A 24,482-nucleotide genomic window follows, 5' to 3' on the forward strand; every position below is an offset into this window, starting at 1 on the left:
CCTCGCATCCTTTGGTGACGGTTTGAGCAGATGCAAGAAAGGCCTGTCAACCGCCGGCGGATCTTGCGCCTCAATCGCGCCAGAAGGTCGGCATCAGCAGGACCAGCACCGTCAGCACTTCCAGGCGGCCGAGCAGCATGAGCGCCGCCATCACGTAGAGGGCCGGGTCGTTGATGGTCGAGAAGTTGCCCGCCGGGCCGATGATCGTACCGAGCCCGGGTCCGACATTGGAGAGCGAGGTGATCGATCCCGACATCGCCGTCATCAGGTCGTAGCCGAGCGCCGAAAGAGCGAGGCTGCCGAAGACCCAAAGCGCCAGGTAGAGGGCGATGAACAGGAATATCCCCCGCTGCACGTCTGGCTCGACCGTCTGCCGGCCGTAGCGGACGGAGGCGATGGAACTCGGATAGACGAGGCGTTGCAGCCCCGCCCTGACGACGCCGTAGAGGACGACGAAGCGGTAGGCCTTGATGCCGCCCGCCGTCGATCCCGTGCAGCCGCCCATGAAGGTGGCGAAGAAGGCCATGACGATCGCGAAGGGTCCCCACAGCGTATAGTCCTGGCTCGCAAAGCCGGTGGTCGAGAGAAGCGAGCTGATGTTGAAGAAGGAATGCGTCAGCGCCATGCCGAGCGTCACGTCGCTCGTCATGTGGTGATAGATGCCGACCGCCGCCGACATCGCCACGAGATAGCCGAGGAATGCGAGGATTTGCGGGTCGCGCAGCACCGAGATCCGCTTGCGGACGGCAAGCAGGATCATCACCGAAAACGGCAGGCTGCTGATCGTCATGAAGAAGGTGCCGACCCACAGGACGGATACGCCCTCGAAATGGCCGAAGGAGGCGTCGTGGGTGGAATAGCCGCCGGTCGCGATCGTCGAGAAGGCATGGTTGACGGCGTCGAAGAGGCTCATCCCGGCCCAGGCATAGGCGATCGTGCAGGCGAGCGTGATGCCGATATAGATCGCCATCAGCGCGCGCGTGAAGCTCGCAAGCCGCGAGAACGGCTTTTCCGACGTGTCGGAGGATTCCAGCTTGAAGAAGGACAGCCCGCCGACGCGCAGGTCCGGCAGGACGAAGAGCCCGAGCCCGACGATGCCGATGCCCCCCAGCCAGACGATCAGCGAACGCCAGAGGAGCAGGCCGGGCGGCATGTTGTCGAGGCCGACGAAGACCGTTCCGCCCGTGGTGGTGATGCCGGAGACCGATTCGAACACCGACTGCGCCAGAGTCAGTTGGTGGTTGGACAGGTAGAACGGGATCGCCCCGACGATGGTGAAGACGATCCACATCACATTGACGAGGAGGAAGCCGAAGCGGCGGGTGAAGACCGGCGGCGGGCCGTTGGTGGCGACGGCGGCAAGCGTGAAGAAGCCGCCGCAGATCAGCCCGGAAACCGCAAAGACCTGCCAGTCGGGATGGCCGACATAGAGATCCGCCATCGCCGGCACGAACATGGCGGCGGAGACGTAGAGGCCGCAGAGCGCGGCGATATTGAGGACAGAACGAAAAAGGGTCGCGTTCAAGTTCAGGCCATTCGATCTGTCGCCACAAGGCCGTGAAGGGAAGAACTTCCCAAGACCCTCCCGGCCGCTCTAGCACGAGTCCGGGTCGCTCCGACAGCGGTTAAGTTGCGGGAGGGTCCCAGCTTGAAACAATGCCGGGAACGGGCCCGGGAACAATCCGGGCGCCTGCTGCGGGAACAAAATCGGGGCTCAGCCGTAAAGGAGGTGTCCGACCCATTCTCACCAAGGCGCCGAGATGACCACGACCTACACGACCACCACCACCACGGGGAGGGCCGGGTTTCCGCTGCGGACCTTCTTCGTGCCCTTCCCCTTCGTCTGCTTCACGCTGGCGCTGGTGACCGACATCGCCTACTGGCGGACGTCGTTCCTGATGTGGAGCCATTTCTCCTCCTGGCTGATCTTCGCCGGCCTCGTCTTCGGGGCGATCGGCCTCGTCGCCGGCCTGATCGACATGCTGCGCCGGTCGACCCGCATCTGGGGTCCCGGTTGGGCGGCGGCGATCGCTTACATCCTCATGCTCGCGGTCGCGATCCTCAACAGCTTCGTCCATGCAGCCGACGGCTGGACGGCCGTCGTGCCGAACGGCCTCATCCTGTCCGCGGTGACCGTGGTGCTCGCCGTGGTGACCGTCCTGCTTGCGGCCCGCCGCCGGTCCCGCGTGATCTGGAGTATCGAACGATGATCCGCCCTGCCCGACTTTCCATCCTCGCCGGCGTCTCGGCCCTTGCACTCGCCCTTGCAGGCTGCAGCGACGACGGCAATTTCGACGTCACCCAGCAGATCGGTCCCGATCCGGTCCTGCCGGAGCCGGTGACGGAACTCCTGCCCGACCTCAAGGTCGCAGAAGTGGTCGGCTGGCAGGAGGGCGAGACGCCCACCGTGCCCGAAGGCCTGACCATCTCGGCCTATGCCACAGACCTCGCCAATCCGCGCACCGTCCACACCCTGCCGAACGGCGACGTGCTGGTCGTGCAGGGCAAGGCGCCTGCGGGCAAGCCCACCGAACGTCCGAAGGACTTCGTGCGCGACTTCATCATGTCGATGGCGCGCGGCGGAGGCGGCGGCGCCCAGAAGGAGAGCAACCTCGTCACCCTGCTGCGCGACACGAACCGCGATGGCGAGGTGGACGAGCGCCATGATCTCCTGACCAAGCTCAACTCGCCCTTCGGCATCGCCTGGGCCGACGACACGCTCTATGTCGCCGCCGCCGACGCCATCCTCGCCTACCCCTACCGGCTCGGCGAGACGGTCATCAGCGCCGAACCGGAAGTGCTGGCGCCGCTCCCCGGCGGCCCGATCAACCACCACTGGACGAAGGACCTGGCGCTCAGCCCCGACGGGCGCTTCCTCTACGCCTCCGTCGGCTCCAACTCCAATGCCGGCGAACGGGGGCTGGAAGCCGAGAAGGGCCGCGCGGCGATCTGGCAGGTCGATCGCGAGACCGGCGCCGCACGCGTCTTCGCCTCGGGCCTGCGCAACCCGAACGGACTGACCTTCCACCCCGAGACGGGCGAACTCTGGGCCGTCATCAACGAGCGCGACGAACTCGGCCCGAACCTCGTGCCGGACTACATGACTTCCGTGCAGGAGAACGGCTTCTACGGCTGGCCGTGGAGCTATTTCGGCAACCATGTCGATGAGCGCGTCCACCCGCCGCGGCCTGACCTCGTCGAGAAGGCGATCAAGCCGGACTATGCGCTGTCGAGCCACGTCGCGGCGCTGGGGCTGACGTTCTCCAACGGATCGGCCATGCCCGAACCCTATGCCAACGGCGCCTTCATCGGCGAGCACGGCAGCTGGAACCGCAATGCCTTCAACGGCTACAAGGTCGTCTACGTGCCCTTCCAGAACGGCAAGCCCTCCGGCATGGCGCAGGACGTGGTGACCGGCTTCCTCGACGGCGACAATGCCCGCGGCCGCCCCGTCGGCGTCGGCATCGACGGCACCGGCGCGCTGCTCGTGGCCGACGATTCCGGCAATACCGTCTGGCGCGTGGCGCCGGCGGACGGAAGCACGATCCCGCAGCCGGTCGCGACCGACCAGCCGCTTCAGGGGACGGCGCCTGCCGGGACCGGCACGGCGACGACGCCCTCTCCGACCGCACCCGCAACGACGCCGCCGGCCGGTCCGGGGACGACGCCGCCTGCAACCCCTCCGGCACCGGGCAGCGGGGAAACCTCGCCGCCGCAGACCGAGGTTCCCGCAACCGAACCCGGCGCGGCAGTCCGTCCGGGCGGCTGACGCCCTTCCCTTGGCCGCTTTCCCCGGCGGCCACCAGGCCGCTTGCTGCCAATGGACTGGCGGCGAGCGGCATGGCATCGTTCCGGAAAACAGAGCGAGGGACCATGAAAGTTACCGTCTTCAGCACCAAGCCCTATGACCGGCAGTTCCTCGACCGAGGCCTCGCACGCGGCATCGAGTGGCGCTATTCGGAATCGCGGCTCTCGCGGGAGACGGCGGCGCTGGCGGAAGGCTCGCCGGCGATCTGCGCCTTCGTCAACGACGACCTGTCGCGACCGGTCCTGGAGCGGCTGGCGGAACTCGGCGTCCGGCTGGTCGCGCTGCGCAGCGCCGGCTTCAACAATGTCGACATCGGGGCGGCCGAGGAACTCGGGCTGACGGTCGCCCGCGTGCCGGCCTATTCCCCGCACGCCGTCGCCGAATACACGATGGCGCTCATCCTGTCGCTCAACCGCAAGATACACCGCGCCTACAACCGCGTCCGGGAAGGCAATTTCGCCCTCGAGGGCCTGCTCGGCTTCGACCTCGACGGCAAGACCATGGGCATCGTCGGCACCGGCAAGATCGGCGCCGTGCTCGCCAGGATCGCCGCCGGATTCGGCTGCAGGCTTCTCGGCCACGACGTCGTGCCGAACCCGGCATGCGAGGCGCTCGGCATGACCTATGTCGGGCGCGAGGAACTCTTCCGCCGTTCCGACATCCTCAGCCTCAACTGCCCGCTTACCCCCGAGACGCGGCACATGATCAACGCCGACACGCTGCCCCTCCTCAAGCCCGGCGTCATGCTGATCAACACCAGCCGCGGCGCGGTGATCGACGCCCATGCGGCCATTGCCGGCCTCAAGGACGGCATCATCGGCAGCCTCGGCCTCGACGTCTACGAGGAGGAGGCCGACCTCTTCTTCGAGGACCTGTCCAACGAGGTGCTTCGCGACGACGTCTTCGCGCGCCTCCTGACCTTCCCCAACGTGCTGATCACCGGCCACCAGGCCTTCTTCACCCGCGAGGCCCTCGACGCGATCGCCGAGACGACGATCGGCAACATCCTGGCCTTCCGCGACAACGGCAAGCCGCTGCATGCGGTGACGGTCGAGTTCCTCGCCGGCAAGGGCTGAGGTGCATCGTGGAGGGTCGCCGCGGCGGCGCGAGCTGCGGCGAAAAATATGATTCGCCGGATACTTGAACTGACGGGCCGCCGCACCACCTGATGCCGCGCATGCCGGACCACGGATTTTCGATCGTAAACCATTGTTAACCTTGGCTGATCGTCGTGTGATCCAGCTGCGGCCAGTCGCCGTAACCAGCGATAAAAGCCCTCGCCGATGCAGGCGAGGTTTCCACAGCATGTCCCGTCCCCCAGCGAAAACTTGGTTCATCAACCGTCAATGAAAAACCCCTAGATCCTGCAGTGCCGAGCGAGGGCCCCGATCGGAGAAGCGGGCGACGCCTGCCGGCCCGAGGCCGGACCCCAGCCGGTCATTCTCCGCGTGCCGCCGCCTCACGGGCCGCCGGAACGCTTCTTTTGCAGCAATCACGATGCCTGCCGCGGACGCGGCAGCGGCGATAACGCGCGGCCGCGAGACGGCGCGCAGAGGAGACACGCATATGGGAATGCCCTTCATGAAGACCAGCGACGCGCGCGCCGTGCTTGATGCGATGAGCCGCTCGCAGGCGATCATCGAATTCGACCTCACCGGCAGGATCCTGACCGCCAACGAGAACTTCCTGAAGACGCTCGGCTACGAGCTTCACGAGGTCGTCGGCCAGCACCACCGGATCTTCGTCGATCCGGCCGACGTCGCAAGTCCCGACTACAAGGCGCTCTGGGACCGCCTCGCCCAGGGTCATTTCGACCGGCGCCAGTACCGGCGCATCGGCAAGGGCGGGCGCGAGGTCTGGATCGAGGCCTCCTACAACCCGGTCTTCCGCCGCGGCAGGCCCTACAAGGTCGTCAAGTTCGCGACCGACATCACCGAAAGCAAGCTGAAGAGCACCGAGGACGCCGGCAAGCTCGCCGCCCTCTCGCGCGCCCAGGCCGTCATCGAGTTCACGCCCGACGGCAAGATCCTGACGGCCAACGAGAACTTCCTGAAGACGCTCGGCTACCAGCTCTCCGAAATCGTCGGACGGCATCACGCCCTGTTCGGCGACCCGGCCTATGCCCGCACCGAGGACTATGCCCGTTTCTGGGAGCGGCTTCGCAACGGCGAGTTCTTCTCCGACGAGTTCACCCGCTACGGCCGCGCCGGCAACCCGATCCACATCCAGGCCTCCTACAACCCGATCCTCGGGCCGGACGGCAAGGTCTTCAAGGTCGTGAAGTTCGCGACCGACGTCACCGGCCGGGTGGAAAACGTCGCGGTTCTCGGCAAGGGCCTCCAGTCGCTCGCCTCGGGCGATCTCTGCTGCGACATCCCGACCGCCTTCATCCCGTCGCTGGAGCAGCTTCGCGTCGATTTCAACCAGACGGCATCGCGCCTTCGCGAGGCGATGCGCAGCATACGCGAGAACGCCAGGGCGATCGCCTCGGGCTCCGGCGAGATGAAATCGGCCGCCGACGACCTGTCGCGCCGGACCGAGCAGCAGGCTGCCTCCGTCGAGGAGACCGCCGCCGCGCTGGAAGAGATCACCCAGACCGTCAACGATTCCAGCCACCGCGCCGACGAGGCGGGCCGGCTCGTGGTCGATGCGCGCCTGAATGCCGAACGCTCCGGCGAGATCGTCGGCAAGGCGATCGAGGCGATGGGCGCCATCGAGAAATCCTCCCGCGAGATCACCAGTATCATCGGCGTCATCGACGACATCGCCTTCCAGACCAACCTTCTGGCATTGAACGCCGGGGTGGAGGCGGCCCGCGCCGGGGAGGCCGGAAAGGGCTTTGCCGTCGTGGCGCAGGAGGTTCGCGAGCTTGCCCAGCGTTCCGCCACCGCCGCCAAGGAGATCAAGGCGCTGATCAACCAGTCGGGCGAACAGGTGAAGACAGGCGTCGGCCTCGTCGGCGAGACGGGCGAAGCGCTCTCCCGGATCGTCGAGCAGGTCAAGGAGATCAACGTCAACGTCGTGGCGATCGTCGAGGGTTCGCGCGAACAGGCCGTCGGCCTTCGCGAGATCAACGTCGCGGTCAACACGATGGACCAGGGCACGCAGCAGAATGCCGCGATGGTGGAGCAGTCGAATGCCGCAAGCCACAGCCTCGCCGGCGAGGCCCATGCGCTGTTCCAACTGCTCGCGGAGTTCCGCGTCGATGCGGGCGAACCAGCCACGGCCTCCCCAAGGGCGAGCCGTGACGACCGCGACCTCCCCGCCTCGCCCGTGCACCGGATGACGCAGAGGATCGGCCGCGGAATGGCGGCCACCGCCTCCGCGAGCGCTCCGAAGTGGCAGGATTTCTGATCCTCCGCCCACCACGCGCCATATCATCATCGGCGCCGCGCGCCGGTGATGCCTGTACCCGCGAGGGACGATGACCAGGTGTCAGGGAAGGCAGTCGCGGACCACGACCTGCACCGTAAAGGCGGCGGCGCGCGACCAGGCCTCGTCGGTATCGCCGCGATAGCTGAGGAAGCGGTCGCAGGTCGCCCTGTTGGTGGCAAGATCGATGACCGCGAACTTCACGCCGCCGACCAGGGTGCTCATCTTGCGGACCTCACCGATGAGGAGATGGGTCGCGCCCGCCTCGACGGCGCGGCCCGAAAGCGCCTCGACGCCCGCCTTCCTGACCGAGCACGCGCCGACGCAGTCCATCGCAACCGCCTTCACCTCGGGAACCGCCGACAGCTCCCCGGAGATCGTCCGCTCCAGCGCTGCAAGCCGCCGGTCGTGGTCCGCCGACTGGTCCCTCGCCTCGCCGGACGTATCGACGAAATCGAAGCCGGCGACGGCAAGCGAGACGGGTTCGGCGGCGATGGCCGGGTCGGGCAGCGCGCCGGCGGCGAGCACGGCGAGGCTTACGGCCAGCCCGCTCGCGGCGGATCGGCCAAAGGGGCGACATTTCGGGGGCTGCGATGTCTCGGCCATGTCCTTCTCCCGACCGCAGAGTATCACCCGGCCTCGCGAATGCAACCGACCGGACCCCGTCCCTGATCATTGCCAGCGGCGACCATTTGCGCATAACATCCGCAAATCAGCGGGTGCACGAGAACACCCCGAAACGGGAGACCATGCATGTCCAGAACCGTCGTCGTCACCGGCTCCACAAGCGGAATCGGCCTCGGCATAGCGCGGGCCTTCGCAAGGGAGGGCTGTCACGTCGTCATCAACGGCTTCGGCCGGCCCGACGAGATCGAGGCGGCGCGGCGGGAGATGGAAGTGCTCGGCGGCGGGCGGGTGATCTACCATCCGGCCGACATGACGAAGCCGGACGAGATCGCCGACCTGATCGGCACGGCGAAGGAGACGTTCGGATCGGTGGACGTGCTCGTCAACAATGCCGGCGTCCAGCACGTCGCGAAGATCGAGGAATTCCCGACGGAGAAGTGGGACCAGATCATCGCCATCAACCTGACGAGCTCCTTCCACACCATGCGTGCGGCGATCCCGCTGATGAAGGAAAAGGGCAAGGGCCGCATCATCAACATCGCCTCCGCCCACGCGCTCGTCGCCTCGCCCTTCAAGTCCGCCTATGTGGCGGCCAAGCACGGCATCCTCGGGCTGACGAAGTCGGCCGCGCTCGAACTTGCCGAATTCGCCATCACCGTCAACGCGATCTGCCCCGGCTACGTGCTGACGCCGCTGGTCGAGAAGCAGATCCCCGACACGGCGCGCGAGCGCGGCATCTCGGAGGATGCGGTGAAGACCGACGTGATGCTGAGGCTTCAGGCGACCAAGGAGTTCGTGTCGATCGAGGAGGTCGCGGCCACCGCCGTCTTTCTCGCAAGCGACGCGGCGCGCCAGATCACCGGCACGCATATTTCGATCGATGGCGGCTGGACCGCCCAATAAAGAGAACAAACGGCATGACATCTTCGATCCTCTTCATCCTCAACGGCGAAGACGTGACGCTCGGCGATTTCGCGCCGACGGATACGCTCCTCGACTACCTGCGGCTCCAACGCCGGCTGACGGGGACCAAGGAAGGCTGCGCGGAAGGCGATTGCGGCGCCTGCACTGTCCTGGTCGGGCGGCTGGTCGAAGGCACGCTGCATTACGAGACCGTGAATGCCTGCATCCGCCTTCTCGGCTCCCTGCACGGCACGCATGTGGTGACCGTCGAGCACCTCGCCGCGAAGGACGGGGCGCTGCATCCGGTGCAGCAGGCCATGGTCGACCAGCACGGCTCCCAATGCGGCTTCTGCACGCCGGGCTTCGTCATGTCGCTCTATGGATTGTGGCTGTCGAACGAGCAGCCGTCGCGCGCCGAGATCGAAAGCGCGCTGCAGGGCAACCTCTGTCGCTGCACCGGCTATGAGCCGATCGTCCGGGCCGCAGAACAGGTCTCCGCCAGCCGGCCGAGCACGCTCTTCGACCCGCTCGAGCGGGACCGGATAGAGATCGCCGCGCGCCTGTGGGACATCCGCGCCCATCCCGAGACGATCGTGGTGGAAAAGGACGGCGCGCGGAGCGTCGTCCCGGCCGATCTCACCGCCTTTGCCGATTTCATCGCCGACGAGCCGAAGGCGACCATCGTGGCCGGCTCCACGGATGTCGGCCTCTGGGTGACGAAGCAGATGCGCCGTCTCGATCCCGTCGTCTTCATCAACCACCTGACGGAACTGCAGTCGATCGGCGCCGACGACGACGGCGTCACCATCGGCGCCGGCGTCACCTATACCCAGGCGCTCGACGTGCTTTCCGAGGAACTGCCGCAGATGGCACGGCTGATCGACCGGATCGGCGGCGGACAGGTCCGCAACATGGGCACGATCGGCGGCAATATCGCCAACGGGTCACCCATCGGCGACATGCCGCCTCCGCTGATCGCGCTCGGCGCCGAACTGACGCTGCGCTCCCACAGCGGCAGGCGCAAGCTCCCGCTCGAGGACTTCTTCCTCGCCTACGGCCGGCAGGACCGCATGGCCGGCGAGTTCATCGAGAAGGTCGTGGTGCCGCGCCCGGCCGACGGATCCTTCTTCGCCGTCTACAAGGTCTCCAAGCGGCGGGACGAGGACATTTCCGCACTCTGCGGCGCCTTCTACATGGAGCTCGACGCCGAGGGCCGGGTCGGCGCGATCCGCATCGCCTTCGGCGGCATGGCCGCGACGCCCAAACGGGCAAGGCACGTCGAGGATGCGCTTTCCGGACGCCCCTGGAGCTGGGAGACCGTGTCCGCCGCGCAGGCAGCCTTCGAGGCCGACTACACGCCCCTCACCGACTGGCGCGCCAGCGCCGACTATCGCAGCCTCGCCGCCCGCAACCTCCTGACGCGCTTCTTCCTGGAGACGGCCGGCGCGCCGACCCAACTGCAGCGCTACGAAACGGAGGAGGCGTGATGATGCCGGACCGCACGGGGACTTTGCCCCTCATCCGCCTGCCGGCACCTTCTCCCCGCATGCTGGGAGAAGGAATCCGCCGCACCGCCTGCTTCCGCTTCGGGCCGTCGCGGGGCGCGTCCCCTCTCCCCGCATGCGGGGAGAGGGTTAGGGTGAGGGGCAGCAGCAAGGGCGGGGAGGCCTGGTAAGATGGACAAGTCCACCTTCGAACCCAAATCCACCATCAACGGCCCGATGCATGCCTCGCTCCGGCATGATTCCGCGCACAAGCACGTCACCGGAACCGCCGAATATATCGACGATATTCGCGAACCCTCAGATACGCTCCATGCCGCGCTGGGTCTTTCTGAGCGGGCGCATGCGGAGATCGTCTCGATCGACCTCGACGCCGTGAGGACGGCGCCCGGCGTCGTCTGGGTGGTGACCGCCGACGACATTCCGGGCCTCAACGACGTCGGCTCGACCGGCCAGCACGACGAGCCGCTTCTCGCGACCGACCGGGTGGAGTTCCACGGCCAGCCGGTATTCGCGGTGATTGCCGAGACCCGCGATCAGGCGCGGCGCGCCGCGCTGCTCGCGAAGATCGAGTATCGCGACCTGCCGCACTGGACCGATATCGAAGCCGCGGAGACGAACGGCGGGACGCTCGTCGTCCGGCCGATGACCCTTCGGCGCGGCGAACCGGAAGCGGAGATCGACGGCACGCCGCACCGGCTGCAGGGCCGCATGGAGATCGGCGGCCAGGAGCATTTCTACCTGGAAGGCCAGATCGCCCTGGCCATTCCCGGCGAGGACGAAGATGTCACCGTCTGGTCCTCCACCCAGCACCCGAGCGAGGTGCAGCACATGGTGGCGCACGTGCTCGGCATCCCGAACCACGCGGTGACGGTCAACACGCGGCGCATGGGCGGCGGCTTCGGCGGCAAGGAGACCCAGTCCAACCACTTCGCCTGCCTGGCCGCGGTGGCGGCGAAGAAGCTCGGACGGGCGGTCAAGTTCCGCCCCGACCGCGACGAGGACATGGTCGTCACCGGCAAGCGACACGACTTCCGCGTCGACTACGACGTCGCCTACGACGACGAGGGGCGCATCCACGCGGTCGACGCCACCTATGCGGCACGCTGCGGCTGGTGCGCCGACCTCTCCGGCCCGGTGACCGACCGCGCCCTCTTCCATGCCGATTCCAGCTATTTCTACCCGCATGTGCGCCTGACCTCCCGGCCGCTGAAGACCCACACGGTCTCCAACACCGCCTTCCGCGGCTTCGGCGGACCGCAGGGCATGCTCGGCGCCGAACGGATCATCGAGGAGATCGCCTATGCGCTCGGCAAGGACCCGCTCGACATCCGCAAGCTGAACTTCTACGGCCAGCCCGGGTCGGGCCGCACGCTGACGCTCTATCACCAGGAGGTGGAGGACAACATCATCGCCCGGGTGGTCGAGGAACTGGAGGCCTCCAGCGACTACCGCGCCCGGCGCGAGGCGATCGTCGCCTTCAACGAGGCGAGCCCCGTCATCCGCAAGGGGATCGCCCTGACCCCGGTGAAGTTCGGCATCTCCTTCACCATGACCGCCTACAACCAGGCGGGCGCCCTCGTCCACGTCTACCAGGACGGCTCCATCCACCTGAACCACGGCGGCACGGAGATGGGACAGGGCCTCTACCTCAAGGTGGCGCAGGTCGTGGCCGACACGTTCAACGTCGACATCGAGCGGGTGAAGATCACCGCCACCACGACGGGCAAGGTGCCGAACACGTCCGCCACCGCCGCCTCGTCCGGCTCCGACCTGAACGGCATGGCCGCCTATGACGCGGCCCGGCAGATCAGGGAGCGGCTGACGGAGTTCGCCATGCGGCAGTGGAACGTGCCGCGCGAGGAGGTGGAATTCCTGCCGAACCGGGTGCGGGTGGGCAGCGAGATTGTGCCCTTCGACACGCTGGTCAGGGCCGCCTATTACGACCGCGTGCATCTGTCCGCCGCCGGTTTCTACAAGACGCCGGACATCCACTGGGACCGCGAAGCCGGGCGCGGACGGCCCTTCTACTACTACGCCTACGGCGCCGCATGCTCGGAAGTGTCGATCGACACGCTGACCGGCGAATACATGGTCGAGCGCACCGATATCCTCCACGACGTCGGCAAGTCGCTGAACCCGGCGATCGACATCGGCCAGGTGGAGGGCGGCTTCGTGCAGGGCATGGGCTGGCTGACGACGGAGGAATTGTGGTGGGACGACAGGGGGCGGCTGCGCACGCATGCCCCCTCCACCTACAAGATCCCGCTCGCCTCCGACCGCCCGAAGGTCTTCAACGTCCAGCTGGCGGAATGGTCGGAAAACGCCAAGCCGACGATCGGCCGCTCCAAGGCGGTCGGCGAGCCGCCCTTCATGCTGGCGATCTCGGTCCTCGAGGCGATCTCCATGGCCGTCGCCAGCATTGCCGACTACCGCGTCTGCCCCCGCCTCGACGCGCCCGCGACGCCTGAACGGGTGCTGATGGCGGTGGAACGGCTGAAGGCGATGTGATGGTCACCGTACATATCCGGCCTGAGCGGGAGGGCGACGAAGACGCCATCTACGACCTGACAGCGCAGGCATTTGAGACCATGCCCTTCAGCAGCGGCTCCGAGCCTGCCATCATACACGCCCTGCGGGCGTCCGGCGACCTCGCCCTGTCCTTGATTGCTGAGCAGGACGGCCGCATTGTCGGCCACGTCGCCTTCTCGCCTGTGACGATCGACGGTGTCTTCGACGGGTGGTTCGGGCTGGGCCCTATCTCGGTGCTGCCGGAAGTGCAGCGGCAGGGCATCGGCAAGCGACTGATCCGGGAAGGACTCGACCAACTGAAGGGACGTCATGCGAAGGGATGCGCCCTGATCGGCGCGCCCGAGGTCTATCGCGGTTCCGGCTTCACGAATGACGGTTCGCTCGTTTACGAGGGCGTTGATGCAAATTACGTTCAGTGGATCGCGTTCTCCGGCGAACGGCCGAGCGGTCATCTGGGCTTCGCGCCCGCCTTTGGCGTGAAAGCCTGAGAGATTACCGAATCGCCGCGCGCAGCAGGTAGACCATCGCGGCGAGGATCATCAGCGGCAGGACGAGAAGTTTCACCAGGTAAGCCACCGCGATGCCGATCGAAGCTGAGAAGAGGTCGGCCGAGAGCGCTACTCCCTCGGTGATGATCCGGGCATTGGCCGTGACGCCGCCGGTGACCGATCGGGCAAGACCTGACGCCGCACCGAGCGTATCGGATATCGCCGAGCGGGAGGCACCAACAGCAGAACCGAAGCGATCGAAAATCCCTTCGTCCGCGGCAGGCGGAGCGCCTTCCGGGTTCTGCACGCCTTCCCGCAGCGCCTTGACCTGGCTCTCCACCGCGGCCGCCTCGTATTGTGCATCCATCCGCTGGAAGACTTCCGTCGCCTCCCTCCAGGCCCCATCGGTAAGGGCGTTGCCGGCATAGAAGGCGAGCGAATAGGAGGACGGCAGCAGGACGGCGCCGAGAAGACCCAGCATGGCCGCTGAGCGAGACAGCCGATCCAGACCTCGCGACACCCGCCTCGCTGAAAGGAGCAGGACGGCGATGATGCAAGCGCCGATGGCTAGGATCGCCGAGGCGACCTTCGCGACGGGAACGAGAACCACCGAAATGATGCCGGACGCGATGGCGAGATAGAACAGGAGGTCTGCCATTCGGTCGATCGTGTTGGTAACCGGCTGCAGGAGCTGGCCCGGGCTTGCGGTGACCGAGGCGACACCGACGCCGCCGGTGACGTCGGCATCCTTCGCAACGCTCATCAGGGAGTTGGCGACCCGCAGCGTCCCGTAGAGCGCGCCGCTGCCGACCGTGACTTCGCGACTGAAACCGGCGGCCGTATTGGCCAGCGGATTGACGATGAACATGGCGGCCGCGAAGAGCGCGACGAAAAGCCATGCGAGGAAATGCGCGCGTCTGGTCATGGAATGTCCCCGTCCGTTTGTCGGGCCAAGCCTAACACAGGGCGGCCGAGGCGGAACCGATAAAGGCGGCGCCGCTCCTCTTCTTGGGACGGACCCTCGCCGGATGCGATCACGACCGAAGGGCGGTGCGGAGAGATGTGGGGCGTGCTAGGCTTGCGCCATCATGCAGAGCCAGTCCCTGGCGGCCTTCCTTGCCGCACATCCACAGTCAGTTCTCGTCGAGATCGCGGAGGCGAAGGGGTCGACGCCGCGCGAGGAGGGCGCCGTGATGCTGGTCGCTGAACATGCCGCCTGGGGCACGATCGGCGGCGGCCAGCTGGAATTCATGGCGATCGACAATGCGCGCGCCATGCTGGCCGGCGGCGGCGAGGTCCGGATGAACGTTCCGCTCGGGCCGGAGATCGGCCAGTGCTGCGGCGGGCGCACGCTCATTTCCTTCCGCCCGGTGACGCCGCCGATCGCCGCGGAACTTCAACGCCGGCTCGCCAAGGAGGATCACGCCCGGCCGGCCGTCTTCCTGTTCGGGGCCGGCCATGTCGGCCTGGCGCTGGCGCGGGCCCTCGTTCCGCTGCCGCTCTCGGTCACCGTCGTGGAAACGCGCGCCGAGGCGCTGCGGGCCCTGCCGGGCGAGGTCACCGCCCGTCATGCCGCCATGCCGGAAGCGCTCGTCGCCGAGATCCCGGCGGGGGGCGCGGCCGTCATCCTCACCCATGACCATGCGCTGGATTTCCTGATCGCCCGCGAGGCCCTCGCCCGCCCGGATCTCGCCTATGTCGGGATGATCGGATCGGCGACGAAACGGGCGACCTTCGCCGCCTGGGCGAGACGCGAGGGCATGGCGCCGGAGATCTCCGGGCGGCTGGTCCTGCCGATCGGCGGCAGCGTCGTGAAGGACAAGCGGCCGGAGGTGATCGCCGCCATGGTCGCAGCCGAGCTTCTCGCGACCCTGCTCGACCCGGCGTTCAGAGGCTGCGCGGCGGATAGCTGAAGAGGGCTGCCCGCCATTCGCTGCCGCACCCGCGCGGGCCGCGTCCATCGGTGAGCCCGAGGTCCCGCCGGAGGCTTTCCGGCAGGTATTCCCGATCAATCCTGTTTCTGCGTCCCGCGCTTCCGAGGGCAAGCAGCCTGCGAAGGTCGATCGACGGCAGGTGAAGCGAGATGCGGCGCCCTGCCCGCCCTGCCCTGTGCAAATTCAGAGAAATCGACATGATCCTGCCCACTTCCATTCCTGTTTCGTGGGCGTAGGATGCGTCCCGACGCAGGTGAAATCCAATCGAACAACCGTCTGCACGGATCAGGAGAACTTATCCATGAAGCTGTCGAGGCAGTTCCCTCTGAATTCTCTGCGTGTCTTCGAGGCGACGGCGCGGCTGAAGAGCTTCACCCGGGCGGGCGAGGAACTCGGCATGACGCAGACCGCGGTCAGCTACCAGATCAAGCTCCTGGAAGACACGCTGGGCGAACCTCTCTTCCTGCGGCGTCCCCGGCAGGTCGCGCTGACCGAGATCGGCGAGCGGCTGGCGCCGCGGGTCGGGGAAGCCTTCGACATCCTGGCCGAAGCGGTGGGCGGCATCCGCGACCAGTCGGAATCGACGCTGACGATCCACACGACGGCGACCTTCGCCTCCAACTGGCTCGCCCACCACCTCGGCACGTTCCAGCTGGAGAATTCCGGGATCGCCGTGCGCCTGGAAACCTCCCAGACCGTCATCGACTTCTCGCGCGCCGAGGGCGACGTCGCGATCCGCTCGGGCAAGGGTACCTGGCCGGGCCTGCGATCGCATTTCCTGATGAAGAGCCATTTCACCCCCATGCTGAGCCCGGCGCTGGCCCGGACGGTCGGCCGGATCGAGCGGCCGCAGGACCTGCTGAAACTGCCGATCATCGACCCGCAGGACAGCTGGTGGCCGCTCTGGTTCGAAAGCGTCGGCCTGCCCGGCATCGATCTTTCCGCCCATCCGGCGAGCCAGTACGGCGCGCAGTACTTCCACGCGGCGGCGGCGATCGCCGGCCAGGGCGTGGCGATCCTGCGGCCGGAATTCTATGCGGACGACGTCGCACTCGGGCGGCTCTACCAGCCGTTCGAAACGCTGGCGAGCGATGGCTCCGACTACTGGCTGGTCTATCCCGAGTCGCGGCGCAATTCCCGCAAGATCCGCGCCTTCCGGGATTTCATGCGAGCGAGGATGCCCGATTTCCAGGACTGATCGCGCCTGCCTCAGAACCCCATGTCGGGCGCGTAGAAGCAGCGCAGCGTGTCTTCCGTCGGATAGAGGCAGATGTGATAGTCCTCGTCCTGCGAGCGGCGCGCCTCGCTCTGCGGCAGGCTGAAATTGTGCGGGCGGGTGACCATCCTGTGATCGCCGGGGCCGAGCACGATCTGGTAGCCGCCCTCGATGACCCGGACATTCTTCGTCGAGATCATCTGGCAGTCGCCGGCGTGGTTGTCGCCGTTGCAGCAGAACTTGTCATAGTCCCAGCCGGTCGCGGCATCGTGGGCCAAGGCCGGGACGACGGGAGCGGACGAGAGGAAGGCGACAATAAGGGATACAGATAGAGTGCGCATCTGCTCAATCTCCGTTGACGAATGATCAAGAGCCGGCGAACCCTCCCCACCCTTCGCCGCCGGCTTTCATGCACTTTCCCTTGGACAGGTGCCCAGCGCGCCTTATCCGTCTAGCTGCCGGAAACAGGAAATGTTCCAGCCCCGCGCCAAAGTTAACTTGGCACCGGTCGAGGAGGTTCCGCCACGACGATTTATCTGCCGATCTCGCCCCTTCCCTCTCCGGAAGTTTTTTCGCAATGTGGCGAGTCGGAAGACAGGGACTGCAGAGGGATCGTCGAATGTATGAATATGCCGTGGCCTGGGAATGGCTGTCGTTTGCCGCGCGCTGGCTGCACGTGGTCACTGCCATCGCCTGGATCGGCTCGTCCTTCTACTTCATCGCGCTGGATCTCGGCCTGGTGAAGCGGCCGCACCTGCCGCCCGGCGCCTACGGCGAGGAATGGCAGGTCCATGGGGGCGGTTTCTACCACATCCAGAAATATCTGGTGGCGCCGGCGCAGATGCCGGAGCACCTGACCTGGTTCAAGTGGGAAAGCTACATGACATGGCTTTCCGGCTTCCTGATGCTGGCGATCGTCTACTATGCCGGCGCCGACCTGTTCCTGATCGACCCGCATGTGATGGAGCTTTCGCAATGGCAGGCGATCGGCATTTCGGTGGCCTCGCTGGCGGTCGGCTGGATCATCTACGACCAGCTCTGCAAGTCGCCGCTCGGGCGCCATACCTGGGGCCTGATGGCGGTTCTCTATGCGGTGCTGGTCCTGATGGCCTGGGGCTATACGCAGGTCTTCACCGGCCGCGCCGCCTTCCTCCATCTCGGCGCCTTCACTGCCACCATCATGTCGGCCAACGTCTTCTTCGTCATCATCCCGAACCAGAAGATCGTCGTCGCCGACCTGATCGCGGGGCGCACGCCCGACCCGAAATACGGGATGATCGCCAAGCAGCGCTCGCTCCACAACAACTACCTGACGCTGCCCGTCATCTTCTTCATGCTGTCGAACCATTATCCGCTGGCCTTCGCCACCGAGTTCAACTGGATCATCGCGGCGCTGGTCTTCCTGATGGGCGTGACGATCCGCCACTGGTTCAACACGACCCACGCCCGGAAGGGCCGCCCGACCTGGACATGGCTCGTCACCGTGCTGCTGTTCATCGCCATCATGTGGCTTTCGACCGTTCCGAAGGTTCTGACGGGCGGGACCGATGCCGCCGCCCTTCCGCCGCTTTCTCCCCTGCAGCAGAAGTTCGCCGAGAACGTCCATTTCGAGGCGGCGCGCGACGTCGTCATGTCCCGCTGTTCCATGTGCCATGCGAGCGAGCCCGTATGGGAGGGCATCACCTTTGCGCCGAAGGACGTGAAGCTGGAGACGGACCTGGAGATTGCCGCGCATGCCCGGGAGATATACATCCAGGCCGGCCGGAGCCACGCCATGCCGCCCGGCAACATCACAGAGATTTCCCCCGACGAGCGACAACTGCTCGCCGCCTGGTATGAAAGCACCGTTTCCGAATGACCAAGACACTGATCCGTGGCCGCCTGCTGACCTTCAAGCGCGCGCCGGAGAGCCTCACCGATACCGGCAGCTACCGCTACGAACACGACGGCGCGCTGCTGATCGAGGACGGCGTGATCGCCGCGATCGGGGACTATGCGGAGATCAGGGCCGGCGCGCCGGCGGACGTTACGGAGATCGACCACCGGCCGCATCTCATCCTGCCCGGCCTGATCGACACGCATCTGCATTTCCCGCAGATGCAGGTGATCGCCTCCTATGCCGGCAGCCTGCTGGAATGGCTGAACACCTATACGTTCCACGAGGAATGCCGCTTCGTGGAAAGCGACCACGCGGCCCGTATCGCCACCCGTTTCTACGACGAGATGATCCGCCACGGCACGACGACCGCAGCCGCCTACTGTTCCGTCCACAAGACCTCCGCCGACGCCTATTTCGCCGAGGCGATGCGGCGCGGCATGTGCATGGTCGGCGGCAAGGTGATGATGGACCGCAATGCGCCGCAGGGCCTGCTCGACACGCCGCAGATGAGCTATGACGAGACGCGCGCGGTGATCGGCGAGTGGCACGGCAAGGGCCGCAACCACGTCGCCATCACGCCGCGCTTCGCCATCACCTCGACGCCGCAGCAGATGGAGGTGGCGCAGGCGCTCGCCGCCGAATTCCCCGATCTGCACATCCAGACGCACCTGTCGGAAAACCTCGACGAGATCCGCTATACCTGCGAACTCTATCCGCAGGCGACGGACTATACGGACATCTACGCCCGCTACGGCCTGCTGGGCGGGAAGACCCTGCTCGGCCATGCGATCCACCTTTCCGAACGGGAGGCCGACGTGCTGAGCGAGACCGGATCGGTCGCCGTCCACTGCCCGACCTCCAACCTCTTCATCGGCTCCGGCCTCTTTCCGCTGAAGGCCATCCGCCGGCGGGAAAAGCCGGTGCGCGTCGCCGTGGCGACCGATATCGGCGGCGGCTCGAGCTATTCCATGCTGCGCACGATGGACGAGGCCTACAAGATCCAGCAGGTTCTCCGCGAGCGGCTGAACCCGCTCGACAGCTTCCACCTGATGACCCGCGGCAATGCCGAGGCGCTGTCGCTCGCGGACCGGATCGGCACGCTGGAAGTCGGCACCGACGCCGACCTCGTGGTACTGGACGCCGCAGCCACGCCCGCCATGGCGCTCCGCATGGAAACGGTGACGACGTTGCCGGAGGAACTCTTCCTGCTGCAGACCATGGGCGACGATCGCGCCGTGGCGGAAACCTACGTGGCGGGACGGGCGATGAAGCGCGGGCTCGGCGCGCTTTCCTGAGAACGGTGCCGCGTTTGCGCGGCCTTACCGCTTCTCGGCCTGTCGTAGACGAGGGCGCGCTCCCGTTCTCCGACGGTGACGACAACGACCGTGATGCGCTGGTCTTCACCGTGGCATACCAGGCGGACAGGATCGGCTTCTGCATACCTTGAATAATTTTAACCGTCTTTTTTGCTGACGGGCGCAAATGACTCATGCTAGCTGACGGGATGTGCTGCCGGGGGAGTTACCGATCATGTCCAAGCCGCTGACCATTGCCGACCTGAAGACGCGCGCCCGCCGCCGGGTGCCCAAGATGTTCTTCGATTATGCCGACAGCGGCTCATGGACCGAAGGCACCTACCGCGCCAACGAGGAGGACTTCGCCAAGGTGAAGCTTCGCCAGCGCGTCCTGGTGGACATGACGAACCGTTCGCTGAAGACGACCATGGTCGGCCAGGAGGCTTCCATGCCCGTGGCGCTTGCCCCGACCGGCATGTGCGGCATGCAGCATGCCGACGGCGAGATGCTGGCGGCCAAGGCCGCGGAGGAGGCCGGCGTGCCCTTCACGCTCTCCACCATGTCGATCTGCTCGATCGAGGACGTCGCCTCGGTCACCTCCAGGCCCTTCTGGTTCCAGCTCTACGTGATGAAGGACCGCGACTTCATCAACAACCTGATCGACCGCGCCAAGGCGGCGAACTGCTCGGCGCTGATGCTGACGCTCGACCTGCAGATCCTCGGCCAGCGCCACAAGGACCTGCGCAACGGTCTCTCGGCGCCGCCGAAGTGGACGCTGAACCACGGCCTGCAGCTGGCGACCCGGCCCTTCTGGTGCATGGACATGCTGCGCACGAAACGCCGCGGCTTCGGCAATATCGTCGGCCATGCGAAGAACGTCTCCGACCTCTCCTCGCTCTCCTCGTGGACGGCCGAGCAGTTCGATCCGCAGCTTTCGTGGAAGGACGTCGCCTGGATCAAGGAACGCTGGGGCGGCAAGCTGATCCTCAAGGGCATCCTCGACGAGGAGGATGCCCGCGCGGCGGCCGAAACCGGAGCCGATGCCATCATCGTCTCCAACCACGGCGGCCGGCAGCTCGACGGCGCATTGTCCTCCATCAGCATGCTGCCGCGCATCGTCGATGCGGTCGGCGACAGGATCGAGGTTCACCTCGACGGCGGCATCCGCTCCGGCCAGGACGTCCTGAAGGCCGTGGCGCTCGGCGCCCGCGGCACCTATATCGGCCGTCCCTATCTCTACGGCCTCGGCGCGATGGGCAAGCCCGGCGTGACGACGGCGCTCGAGATCATCCGCAAGGAGATGGACGTCACCATGGCCCTCTGCGGCAAGCGCGACATCCAGACAGTCGACCGCAGCGTGATCGCCGAGACCCGGTTCTGACCGGGTCCCCTTCCCTTTTCCTGTCGGCCGGAGGCGGCGGTCAGGGCCGCCTCACTGGCCTTTGTCGAGCTTCGCCTCGACCTTGCTGCGGCTGTTGCCGACGTCCTTGACGGCGTCCTTCACCGCTTCCTTCGACACGCCTTCCTTGTGGGCTTCATAGCGCAGTTCGTGATCCTGCCCGGCGGCGACCCGGGCCCGGTCCTGTGCGCGTCCGCGGCTTGTATGGCTGGTTGTATGGCTGGTCATCGTTTCCTCCTTGAAACTGCATCCACCTGCAGAATCGTCGGGGAATCGAAAGGTTCCCGGGAAACGGGCCGAACGGGATCCGAGGCCGCCGGCCAGGATGACTTCGAAGGGTCCGCCCTAGCACCAGCCGCCGGCGGAACCCGGCCGGCGGGCGAGGCCTTCGCGGACCAGCACGTCGGAGAGCGAGACGCCGTTGCGCATCACGGCGCGCACCTTGCGGCCCTTGCTGTCGGCATCGTCGGCGCCGGCGGCGACGAGTTCGAACGGGCCGGAATCGAGGAAGGCGCGCACCCGCAGTTCCGCGTCGCTCGCCTTGATCCGCTCCGCCTCGCAGCGCGGCTTGTCGATATCGGGCACTTCGATCCCGGCAAGGCGGATCTTCTCGCCATGGAACATGAAGCTGTCGCCGGCGATGACGCAGTCGTCCTGCTTGGCGGTGCCGCAGAGGTAGAACTTCGCCCGGTGGCGGCCGGTCGTGGCGGACGGCGCATCGGGCCTGACAACGGCAGGCGCCGGACGCTCCTGGTCCGGACGCCCGACCGGCGCGGGCGGCGTGATGCCGGCCGTCTGCAGCCCGTCGTGATTGCGATGCGGCGCGCCCGGTCGCTTTTCGTCCCGGGGACGCGGGGCGATGTCACGCGGCGGGACGGGTACGGCCGGACGGGCCTCGGCGGCCTTCTTCGGGGATTGTTTCTGCTGGTCGCCCGTGGAGGGGCGCGAGGCGACGCTGCGCTCCGGCCCGTCCGTCAGCCGGGCGGCAAAGCGGCGAACATCGGCTGAATTGTCATAGGCCGCGATGCCCGCGACAAGCGCCACAAGCGCGCCGGCCCATAGCCATGTGGAGCCGCTGCCGCCGCTCGCGGCACGCTTCTTTCCACCGCCGCTCCTGCGTCGCGGCTTTCGTCTCGGACTGGCCATCGGAACCTCTCATCGATTCCGGCGCAGTATCCTCTCCGATGGTTTCCGAATGGTTGCGATCGAGCCCGCAATCGGCCGCTGCGGTGTCAGACGCGGCCGCGCGAGAGCGCGTTCGCCCAGTCCGGACGGCCGTTGGCAGCCGCCATGCGGGCCATCGACATGTTGTCGTAGCGGACGCTCCGGAACTGCGGAGCCCAGCCTTCCGCCGTCTTTTCGAGCACGGCATAGGAGGCGAGGCAGTGGCCGGCGCCGACCCTGTGTTGGACGGGCGTGTCGTCCTGGTAGGCGGGGCAGCCGACGCTGCCCGGATTGACGACCTGCCGGCCGTCCGCAAGCGCAACCACGCGGGGGACGTGGCTGTGGGCGCAGAGGATGAGCGGTTCCGCGATCCCGGCCGCCAGCGCCTCGATCCCGGCGGCGTCCCGCAGACGAACATGCCCCTCGGCGCAGACCTCTTCCAGGAAGTAGAGATCGTCCCGACCGGGCGTCGCGTGACAGAGGAAGACCTCGCCCCGGAAGGTCAGGCTGAACGGCAGGCCGGCGAGCCATTCGACGTGGTGCGGCGACAGCTGCGCATAGGCGTGGGCATCCGAGGCGCCCATCGCCGCGGGCGGCACCTCGACCAGGTACCGATCGTGATTGCCGCGCACCGTCGGAATGTCGAGCGCCATCAGCCGGTCGGCCGTTCTCGCGGCCTCGAGCGGCCCGCTCAGGCAGTCGCCGAGATTGACGACATCCGTGATGCCGAGCCTTCGGATAGCGGCAAGCACCGCATCGAGCGCCGCGGCATTCCCGTGGACATCCGCGATGGCGGCAAAGATCATCAGCTTCCCCGGTAGGTCGAGTATCCGAAGGGCGAGAGGAGCAGCGGCACGTGGTAATGCGCGGTCGTATCGGCAATGCCGAAGCGGATCGGGATGCGGTCGAGGAAGGCCGGCTCCGGCAGGGGTTGACCGGAGGGCTGGCCGGGGGGCTGGCCGATCGCCCGCAGGTAGTCGCCGGCATGGAAGACGAGTTCGTACTCGCCGACCCTGAACGTCTCGCCGGCGAGGATGGGCCCGCCGTCGACCCGGCCGTCGGAATTCGTGCTGACGGATACAAGCTTCTCGCGCGCCTCCCCGGAAAGGCGGTAGAGATCGATCTTCAGGCCCTCGGCGGGCACGCCGCGTGCGGTGTCGAGGACATGGGTGGTAAGACCGGTCATGGGCTGGGCTCCGGAATCATGTAGGGCGTGTCGTAGGAGAATTCTTCGAGGTTGTCCTCCGGCCGGTCGCGATCGACGACCAGGAAGTCGCTCGGCGCGCCGACCACCATCAGCGGATGATGCCAGACATTCCGGCGGTAGTTGATCCCCAGGTCTCCGGGCACGAGGAAGACCCGCGGCTCGCCGGGCCTGCCGCCGAGATCCTCGGCGACCGCGACGAGGAAAGGCCGGCCGGAGAGCGGCGAGAAGCTCTGGCTGCCGAACGGATGCCGTTCCATCATGGTGATCGCATAGGGAAACCGCCGCGGCTGACCCCGGAAGAGGCTGATGATCGCCCCGCCCCCCTCCGTCTCGATCGTCGAGAGCCGGTGGAAGCGTTCCGTGGTCCCGCCGTTGATGACGCGCACGCTGGCCGGATCGGCCTCGATGACGTCGCCGAACGGCGCGAACTCGGATCTGGTGAGAGGATGTATCGGCAGTTCAAGGGGCATGATCATTCGCCTTGCGGGCGCCAGTGGCGGAGAAGGTGGAGCTTGTCGAGGAGTTCGGGCAGCGACGCCTGCGTCGTCTTCCAGATGACGGCCGCGTCCAGGGTCAGATATCCGTGAGCCGCACGGTTCCGCATGCCGATGATCTGCTGCCATTCGATTTCCGGATGGTCGAGAAGCAAGTCCGGATAATGACGTTCAAGACGTGTCACCGCCTCGCCTATGATGATGAGCGTCATCGCGACCGCCATCTGAGTCCGGGTGTCCTCGAGGAATGCTTCGTAACTCATTCCGCTCGTGAACTCGCGGGCCTCCTGCGCGGCATGCTCCATCTGTTCGAGATAGACCTGAAGGCGCTCGGTCATATGACCTTCGCTTCAGCGAGGACGCGGCTGCGGATACGCTCGGGCAGTTCTCCCGGCGTGCGGAGATCCACCTTCACGCCTTCCATGATCGTCGTAAGCTCGAAATGCAATCCGCCCAACGTGAATAGGGTAGAGCCCGGAAGCGCATCGACGAGGATGTCCAGATCGCTGCCCTCCTTGTCCTCTCCCCGCGCCACGGAACCGAAGACGCGCGGGTTCGTCGCGTTGAAGCGCTTCGTCGCTTCGCGGATCGCTTCCCGGTTCTTCTCCAGCACCTCGGACGGTTTCATCGGGCTCACCTCGACATCCCGGTCAATATAGGGG

Annotated in this window: 25 protein-coding genes; 13 read left to right on the forward strand and 12 right to left on the reverse strand. The window is 66.6% G+C overall.

Translation table 11 applies throughout. The features are described from left to right. Positions 1–70: 70 nt before the first annotated feature. Positions 71–1,525: a TrkH family potassium uptake protein gene (locus ACWGPT_RS16565; RefSeq protein ID WP_452606728.1), complete on the reverse strand. Its 1,455-nt coding sequence runs from the start codon at positions 1,523–1,525 to the stop codon at positions 71–73. 235 nt (positions 1,526–1,760) lie between these two features. Here ACWGPT_RS16565 and ACWGPT_RS16570 point away from each other — a divergent pair, with 235 nt between their 5' ends. The 4 genes from ACWGPT_RS16570 to ACWGPT_RS16585 all read left to right on the forward strand — a co-directional run bounded on the left by ACWGPT_RS16570 (position 1,761) and on the right by ACWGPT_RS16585 (position 7,162). Further along, positions 1,761–2,210, forward strand: a complete 450-nt coding sequence (locus ACWGPT_RS16570; RefSeq protein ID WP_452606729.1) for a DUF2231 domain-containing protein — start codon at positions 1,761–1,763, stop codon at positions 2,208–2,210. Further along, the gene (locus ACWGPT_RS16575) at positions 2,207–3,769 is read left to right on the forward strand and encodes a PQQ-dependent sugar dehydrogenase (RefSeq protein WP_452606730.1); all 1,563 of its coding nucleotides are present in this window, start codon (positions 2,207–2,209) and stop codon (positions 3,767–3,769) included. Before ACWGPT_RS16570 ends, ACWGPT_RS16575 begins: the two co-directional genes overlap by 4 nt. A 104-nt stretch (positions 3,770–3,873) precedes the next feature. Next, a complete protein-coding gene (locus ACWGPT_RS16580) occupies positions 3,874–4,884 on the forward strand; it encodes a 2-hydroxyacid dehydrogenase (RefSeq protein ID WP_452606731.1) in 1,011 nt (336 codons plus the stop codon). A 505-nt stretch (positions 4,885–5,389) separates the two neighbouring features. Then, positions 5,390–7,162 carry a methyl-accepting chemotaxis protein gene (locus tag ACWGPT_RS16585; protein ID WP_452606732.1) on the forward strand — a complete coding sequence of 591 codons (1,773 nt, stop codon included), beginning with the start codon at positions 5,390–5,392 and terminating at the stop codon, positions 7,160–7,162. Positions 7,163–7,243: 81 nt separating this feature from the next. Here ACWGPT_RS16585 and ACWGPT_RS16590 read toward each other — a convergent pair whose 3' ends face one another. Continuing rightward, complete coding sequence (locus tag ACWGPT_RS16590) at positions 7,244–7,786, reverse strand: DUF2380 domain-containing protein (protein WP_452606733.1); 543 nt, start codon at positions 7,784–7,786, stop codon at positions 7,244–7,246. 147 nt (positions 7,787–7,933) lie between these two features. Between ACWGPT_RS16590 and ACWGPT_RS16595 the strand changes: the two genes are divergently transcribed. From ACWGPT_RS16595 to ACWGPT_RS16610, 4 genes are all read left to right on the forward strand, one after another. After that, positions 7,934–8,710, forward strand: coding sequence for a 3-hydroxybutyrate dehydrogenase (locus ACWGPT_RS16595; RefSeq protein WP_452606734.1), 777 nt, complete (start codon positions 7,934–7,936; stop codon positions 8,708–8,710). A gap of 14 nt (positions 8,711–8,724) precedes the next feature. Then, positions 8,725–10,197, forward strand: coding sequence for a xanthine dehydrogenase small subunit (gene xdhA, locus ACWGPT_RS16600; protein WP_452606735.1), 1,473 nt, complete (start codon positions 8,725–8,727; stop codon positions 10,195–10,197). A gap of 189 nt (positions 10,198–10,386) precedes the next feature. Then, entirely contained in the window at positions 10,387–12,723 is a 2,337-nt protein-coding gene (gene xdhB, locus ACWGPT_RS16605; protein ID WP_452606736.1) for a xanthine dehydrogenase molybdopterin binding subunit, read from the forward strand. Then, on the forward strand, positions 12,723–13,232 hold the full coding sequence (locus ACWGPT_RS16610; RefSeq protein ID WP_452606737.1) for a GNAT family N-acetyltransferase: 510 nt from the start codon (positions 12,723–12,725) through the stop codon (positions 13,230–13,232). The genes xdhB and ACWGPT_RS16610 overlap by 1 nt, the downstream gene beginning before the upstream one ends. Positions 13,233–13,236: 4 nt before the next feature. Here ACWGPT_RS16610 and ACWGPT_RS16615 read toward each other — a convergent pair whose 3' ends face one another. Beyond that, positions 13,237–14,157, reverse strand: a complete 921-nt coding sequence (locus ACWGPT_RS16615; protein ID WP_452606738.1) for a hypothetical protein — start codon at positions 14,155–14,157, stop codon at positions 13,237–13,239. Between the two features lie 163 nt (positions 14,158–14,320). Between ACWGPT_RS16615 and xdhC the strand changes: the two genes are divergently transcribed. Beyond that, positions 14,321–15,145: a xanthine dehydrogenase accessory protein XdhC gene (gene xdhC, locus ACWGPT_RS16620; RefSeq protein ID WP_452606739.1), complete on the forward strand. Its 825-nt coding sequence runs from the start codon at positions 14,321–14,323 to the stop codon at positions 15,143–15,145. On the opposite strand, the gene ACWGPT_RS16625 is transcribed toward xdhC, so the two are convergent. After that, positions 15,120–15,383, reverse strand: coding sequence for a hypothetical protein (locus ACWGPT_RS16625; RefSeq protein WP_452606740.1), 264 nt, complete (start codon positions 15,381–15,383; stop codon positions 15,120–15,122). The two genes, xdhC and ACWGPT_RS16625, sit on opposite strands and share 26 nt — an antisense overlap. 84 nt (positions 15,384–15,467) lie before the next feature. Between ACWGPT_RS16625 and ACWGPT_RS16630 the strand changes: the two genes are divergently transcribed. Further along, a complete protein-coding gene (locus ACWGPT_RS16630) occupies positions 15,468–16,364 on the forward strand; it encodes a LysR substrate-binding domain-containing protein (protein ID WP_452606741.1) in 897 nt (298 codons plus the stop codon). An 11-nt stretch (positions 16,365–16,375) separates the two neighbouring features. On the opposite strand, the gene ACWGPT_RS16635 is transcribed toward ACWGPT_RS16630, so the two are convergent. Next, positions 16,376–16,723, reverse strand: coding sequence for a hypothetical protein (locus ACWGPT_RS16635; RefSeq protein WP_452606742.1), 348 nt, complete (start codon positions 16,721–16,723; stop codon positions 16,376–16,378). 278 nt (positions 16,724–17,001) lie between these two features. Between ACWGPT_RS16635 and puuD the strand changes: the two genes are divergently transcribed. From puuD to ACWGPT_RS16650, 3 genes are all read left to right on the forward strand, one after another. Beyond that, the gene (puuD, locus tag ACWGPT_RS16640; RefSeq protein ID WP_452606743.1) at positions 17,002–18,240 is read left to right on the forward strand and encodes a urate hydroxylase PuuD; all 1,239 of its coding nucleotides are present in this window, start codon (positions 17,002–17,004) and stop codon (positions 18,238–18,240) included. Beyond that, positions 18,237–19,556 carry a guanine deaminase gene (gene guaD, locus ACWGPT_RS16645; protein WP_452606744.1) on the forward strand — a complete coding sequence of 440 codons (1,320 nt, stop codon included), beginning with the start codon at positions 18,237–18,239 and terminating at the stop codon, positions 19,554–19,556. Before puuD ends, guaD begins: the two co-directional genes overlap by 4 nt. A gap of 235 nt (positions 19,557–19,791) precedes the next feature. Beyond that, complete coding sequence (locus ACWGPT_RS16650) at positions 19,792–20,937, forward strand: alpha-hydroxy acid oxidase (RefSeq protein ID WP_452606745.1); 1,146 nt, start codon at positions 19,792–19,794, stop codon at positions 20,935–20,937. Between the two features lie 51 nt (positions 20,938–20,988). Here the strand turns inward: ACWGPT_RS16650 and ACWGPT_RS16655 are convergent, their stop codons facing one another. The 7 genes from ACWGPT_RS16655 to ACWGPT_RS16685 all read right to left on the reverse strand — a co-directional run bounded on the left by ACWGPT_RS16655 (position 20,989) and on the right by ACWGPT_RS16685 (position 24,448). Beyond that, complete coding sequence (locus ACWGPT_RS16655) at positions 20,989–21,183, reverse strand: DUF3606 domain-containing protein (protein WP_452606746.1); 195 nt, start codon at positions 21,181–21,183, stop codon at positions 20,989–20,991. A gap of 117 nt (positions 21,184–21,300) precedes the next feature. Continuing rightward, positions 21,301–22,101 carry a hypothetical protein gene (locus ACWGPT_RS16660; RefSeq protein ID WP_452606747.1) on the reverse strand — a complete coding sequence of 267 codons (801 nt, stop codon included), beginning with the start codon at positions 22,099–22,101 and terminating at the stop codon, positions 21,301–21,303. 86 nt (positions 22,102–22,187) lie between these two features. Beyond that, the gene (locus tag ACWGPT_RS16665; RefSeq protein WP_452606748.1) at positions 22,188–22,925 is read right to left on the reverse strand and encodes a metallophosphoesterase family protein; all 738 of its coding nucleotides are present in this window, start codon (positions 22,923–22,925) and stop codon (positions 22,188–22,190) included. After that, positions 22,925–23,305 carry a hydroxyisourate hydrolase gene (gene uraH, locus ACWGPT_RS16670; protein ID WP_452606749.1) on the reverse strand — a complete coding sequence of 127 codons (381 nt, stop codon included), beginning with the start codon at positions 23,303–23,305 and terminating at the stop codon, positions 22,925–22,927. The genes ACWGPT_RS16665 and uraH overlap by 1 nt, the downstream gene beginning before the upstream one ends. Then, positions 23,302–23,796: an ureidoglycolate lyase gene (locus ACWGPT_RS16675; RefSeq protein ID WP_452606750.1), complete on the reverse strand. Its 495-nt coding sequence runs from the start codon at positions 23,794–23,796 to the stop codon at positions 23,302–23,304. The genes uraH and ACWGPT_RS16675 overlap by 4 nt, the downstream gene beginning before the upstream one ends. Before the next feature lie 2 nt (positions 23,797–23,798). After that, positions 23,799–24,158 (reverse strand): HepT-like ribonuclease domain-containing protein, encoded by a 360-nt coding sequence (locus ACWGPT_RS16680; protein WP_452606751.1) that lies wholly within the window; start codon positions 24,156–24,158, stop codon positions 23,799–23,801. Further along, the gene (locus ACWGPT_RS16685) at positions 24,155–24,448 is read right to left on the reverse strand and encodes a nucleotidyltransferase family protein (protein WP_452606752.1); all 294 of its coding nucleotides are present in this window, start codon (positions 24,446–24,448) and stop codon (positions 24,155–24,157) included. Before ACWGPT_RS16685 ends, ACWGPT_RS16680 begins: the two co-directional genes overlap by 4 nt. Positions 24,449–24,482 lie beyond the last annotated feature (34 nt).

It is taken from the genome of Pseudorhizobium sp. NPDC055634, from assembly GCF_053618655.1.

What these genes read in the sequence shown, in the direction of transcription:
- ACWGPT_RS16570 (WP_452606729.1), top strand. Translation starts at nt 1,761, where the DNA reads ATGACCACGACCTACACGACCACCACCACCACGGGGAGGGCCGGGTTT.
- ACWGPT_RS16575 (WP_452606730.1), top strand. Translation starts at nt 2,207, where the DNA reads ATGATCCGCCCTGCCCGACTTTCCATCCTCGCCGGCGTCTCGGCCCTT.
- ACWGPT_RS16580 (WP_452606731.1), top strand. Translation starts at nt 3,874, where the DNA reads ATGAAAGTTACCGTCTTCAGCACCAAGCCCTATGACCGGCAGTTCCTC.
- ACWGPT_RS16585 (WP_452606732.1), top strand. Translation starts at nt 5,390, where the DNA reads ATGAAGACCAGCGACGCGCGCGCCGTGCTTGATGCGATGAGCCGCTCG.
- ACWGPT_RS16590 (WP_452606733.1), bottom strand. Translation starts at nt 7,786, where the DNA reads ATGGCCGAGACATCGCAGCCCCCGAAATGTCGCCCCTTTGGCCGATCC.
- ACWGPT_RS16595 (WP_452606734.1), top strand. Translation starts at nt 7,934, where the DNA reads ATGTCCAGAACCGTCGTCGTCACCGGCTCCACAAGCGGAATCGGCCTC.
- xdhA (WP_452606735.1), top strand. Translation starts at nt 8,725, where the DNA reads ATGACATCTTCGATCCTCTTCATCCTCAACGGCGAAGACGTGACGCTC.
- xdhB (WP_452606736.1), top strand. Translation starts at nt 10,387, where the DNA reads ATGGACAAGTCCACCTTCGAACCCAAATCCACCATCAACGGCCCGATG.
- ACWGPT_RS16610 (WP_452606737.1), top strand. Translation starts at nt 12,723, where the DNA reads ATGGTCACCGTACATATCCGGCCTGAGCGGGAGGGCGACGAAGACGCC.
- ACWGPT_RS16615 (WP_452606738.1), bottom strand. Translation starts at nt 14,157, where the DNA reads ATGACCAGACGCGCGCATTTCCTCGCATGGCTTTTCGTCGCGCTCTTC.
- xdhC (WP_452606739.1), top strand. Translation starts at nt 14,321, where the DNA reads ATGCAGAGCCAGTCCCTGGCGGCCTTCCTTGCCGCACATCCACAGTCA.
- ACWGPT_RS16625 (WP_452606740.1), bottom strand. Translation starts at nt 15,383, where the DNA reads ATGGAAGTGGGCAGGATCATGTCGATTTCTCTGAATTTGCACAGGGCA.
- ACWGPT_RS16630 (WP_452606741.1), top strand. Translation starts at nt 15,468, where the DNA reads ATGAAGCTGTCGAGGCAGTTCCCTCTGAATTCTCTGCGTGTCTTCGAG.
- ACWGPT_RS16635 (WP_452606742.1), bottom strand. Translation starts at nt 16,723, where the DNA reads ATGCGCACTCTATCTGTATCCCTTATTGTCGCCTTCCTCTCGTCCGCT.
- puuD (WP_452606743.1), top strand. Translation starts at nt 17,002, where the DNA reads ATGTATGAATATGCCGTGGCCTGGGAATGGCTGTCGTTTGCCGCGCGC.
- guaD (WP_452606744.1), top strand. Translation starts at nt 18,237, where the DNA reads ATGACCAAGACACTGATCCGTGGCCGCCTGCTGACCTTCAAGCGCGCG.
- ACWGPT_RS16650 (WP_452606745.1), top strand. Translation starts at nt 19,792, where the DNA reads ATGTCCAAGCCGCTGACCATTGCCGACCTGAAGACGCGCGCCCGCCGC.
- ACWGPT_RS16655 (WP_452606746.1), bottom strand. Translation starts at nt 21,183, where the DNA reads ATGACCAGCCATACAACCAGCCATACAAGCCGCGGACGCGCACAGGAC.
- ACWGPT_RS16660 (WP_452606747.1), bottom strand. Translation starts at nt 22,101, where the DNA reads ATGGCCAGTCCGAGACGAAAGCCGCGACGCAGGAGCGGCGGTGGAAAG.
- ACWGPT_RS16665 (WP_452606748.1), bottom strand. Translation starts at nt 22,925, where the DNA reads ATGATCTTTGCCGCCATCGCGGATGTCCACGGGAATGCCGCGGCGCTC.
- uraH (WP_452606749.1), bottom strand. Translation starts at nt 23,305, where the DNA reads ATGACCGGTCTTACCACCCATGTCCTCGACACCGCACGCGGCGTGCCC.
- ACWGPT_RS16675 (WP_452606750.1), bottom strand. Translation starts at nt 23,796, where the DNA reads ATGCCCCTTGAACTGCCGATACATCCTCTCACCAGATCCGAGTTCGCG.
- ACWGPT_RS16680 (WP_452606751.1), bottom strand. Translation starts at nt 24,158, where the DNA reads ATGACCGAGCGCCTTCAGGTCTATCTCGAACAGATGGAGCATGCCGCG.
- ACWGPT_RS16685 (WP_452606752.1), bottom strand. Translation starts at nt 24,448, where the DNA reads ATGAAACCGTCCGAGGTGCTGGAGAAGAACCGGGAAGCGATCCGCGAA.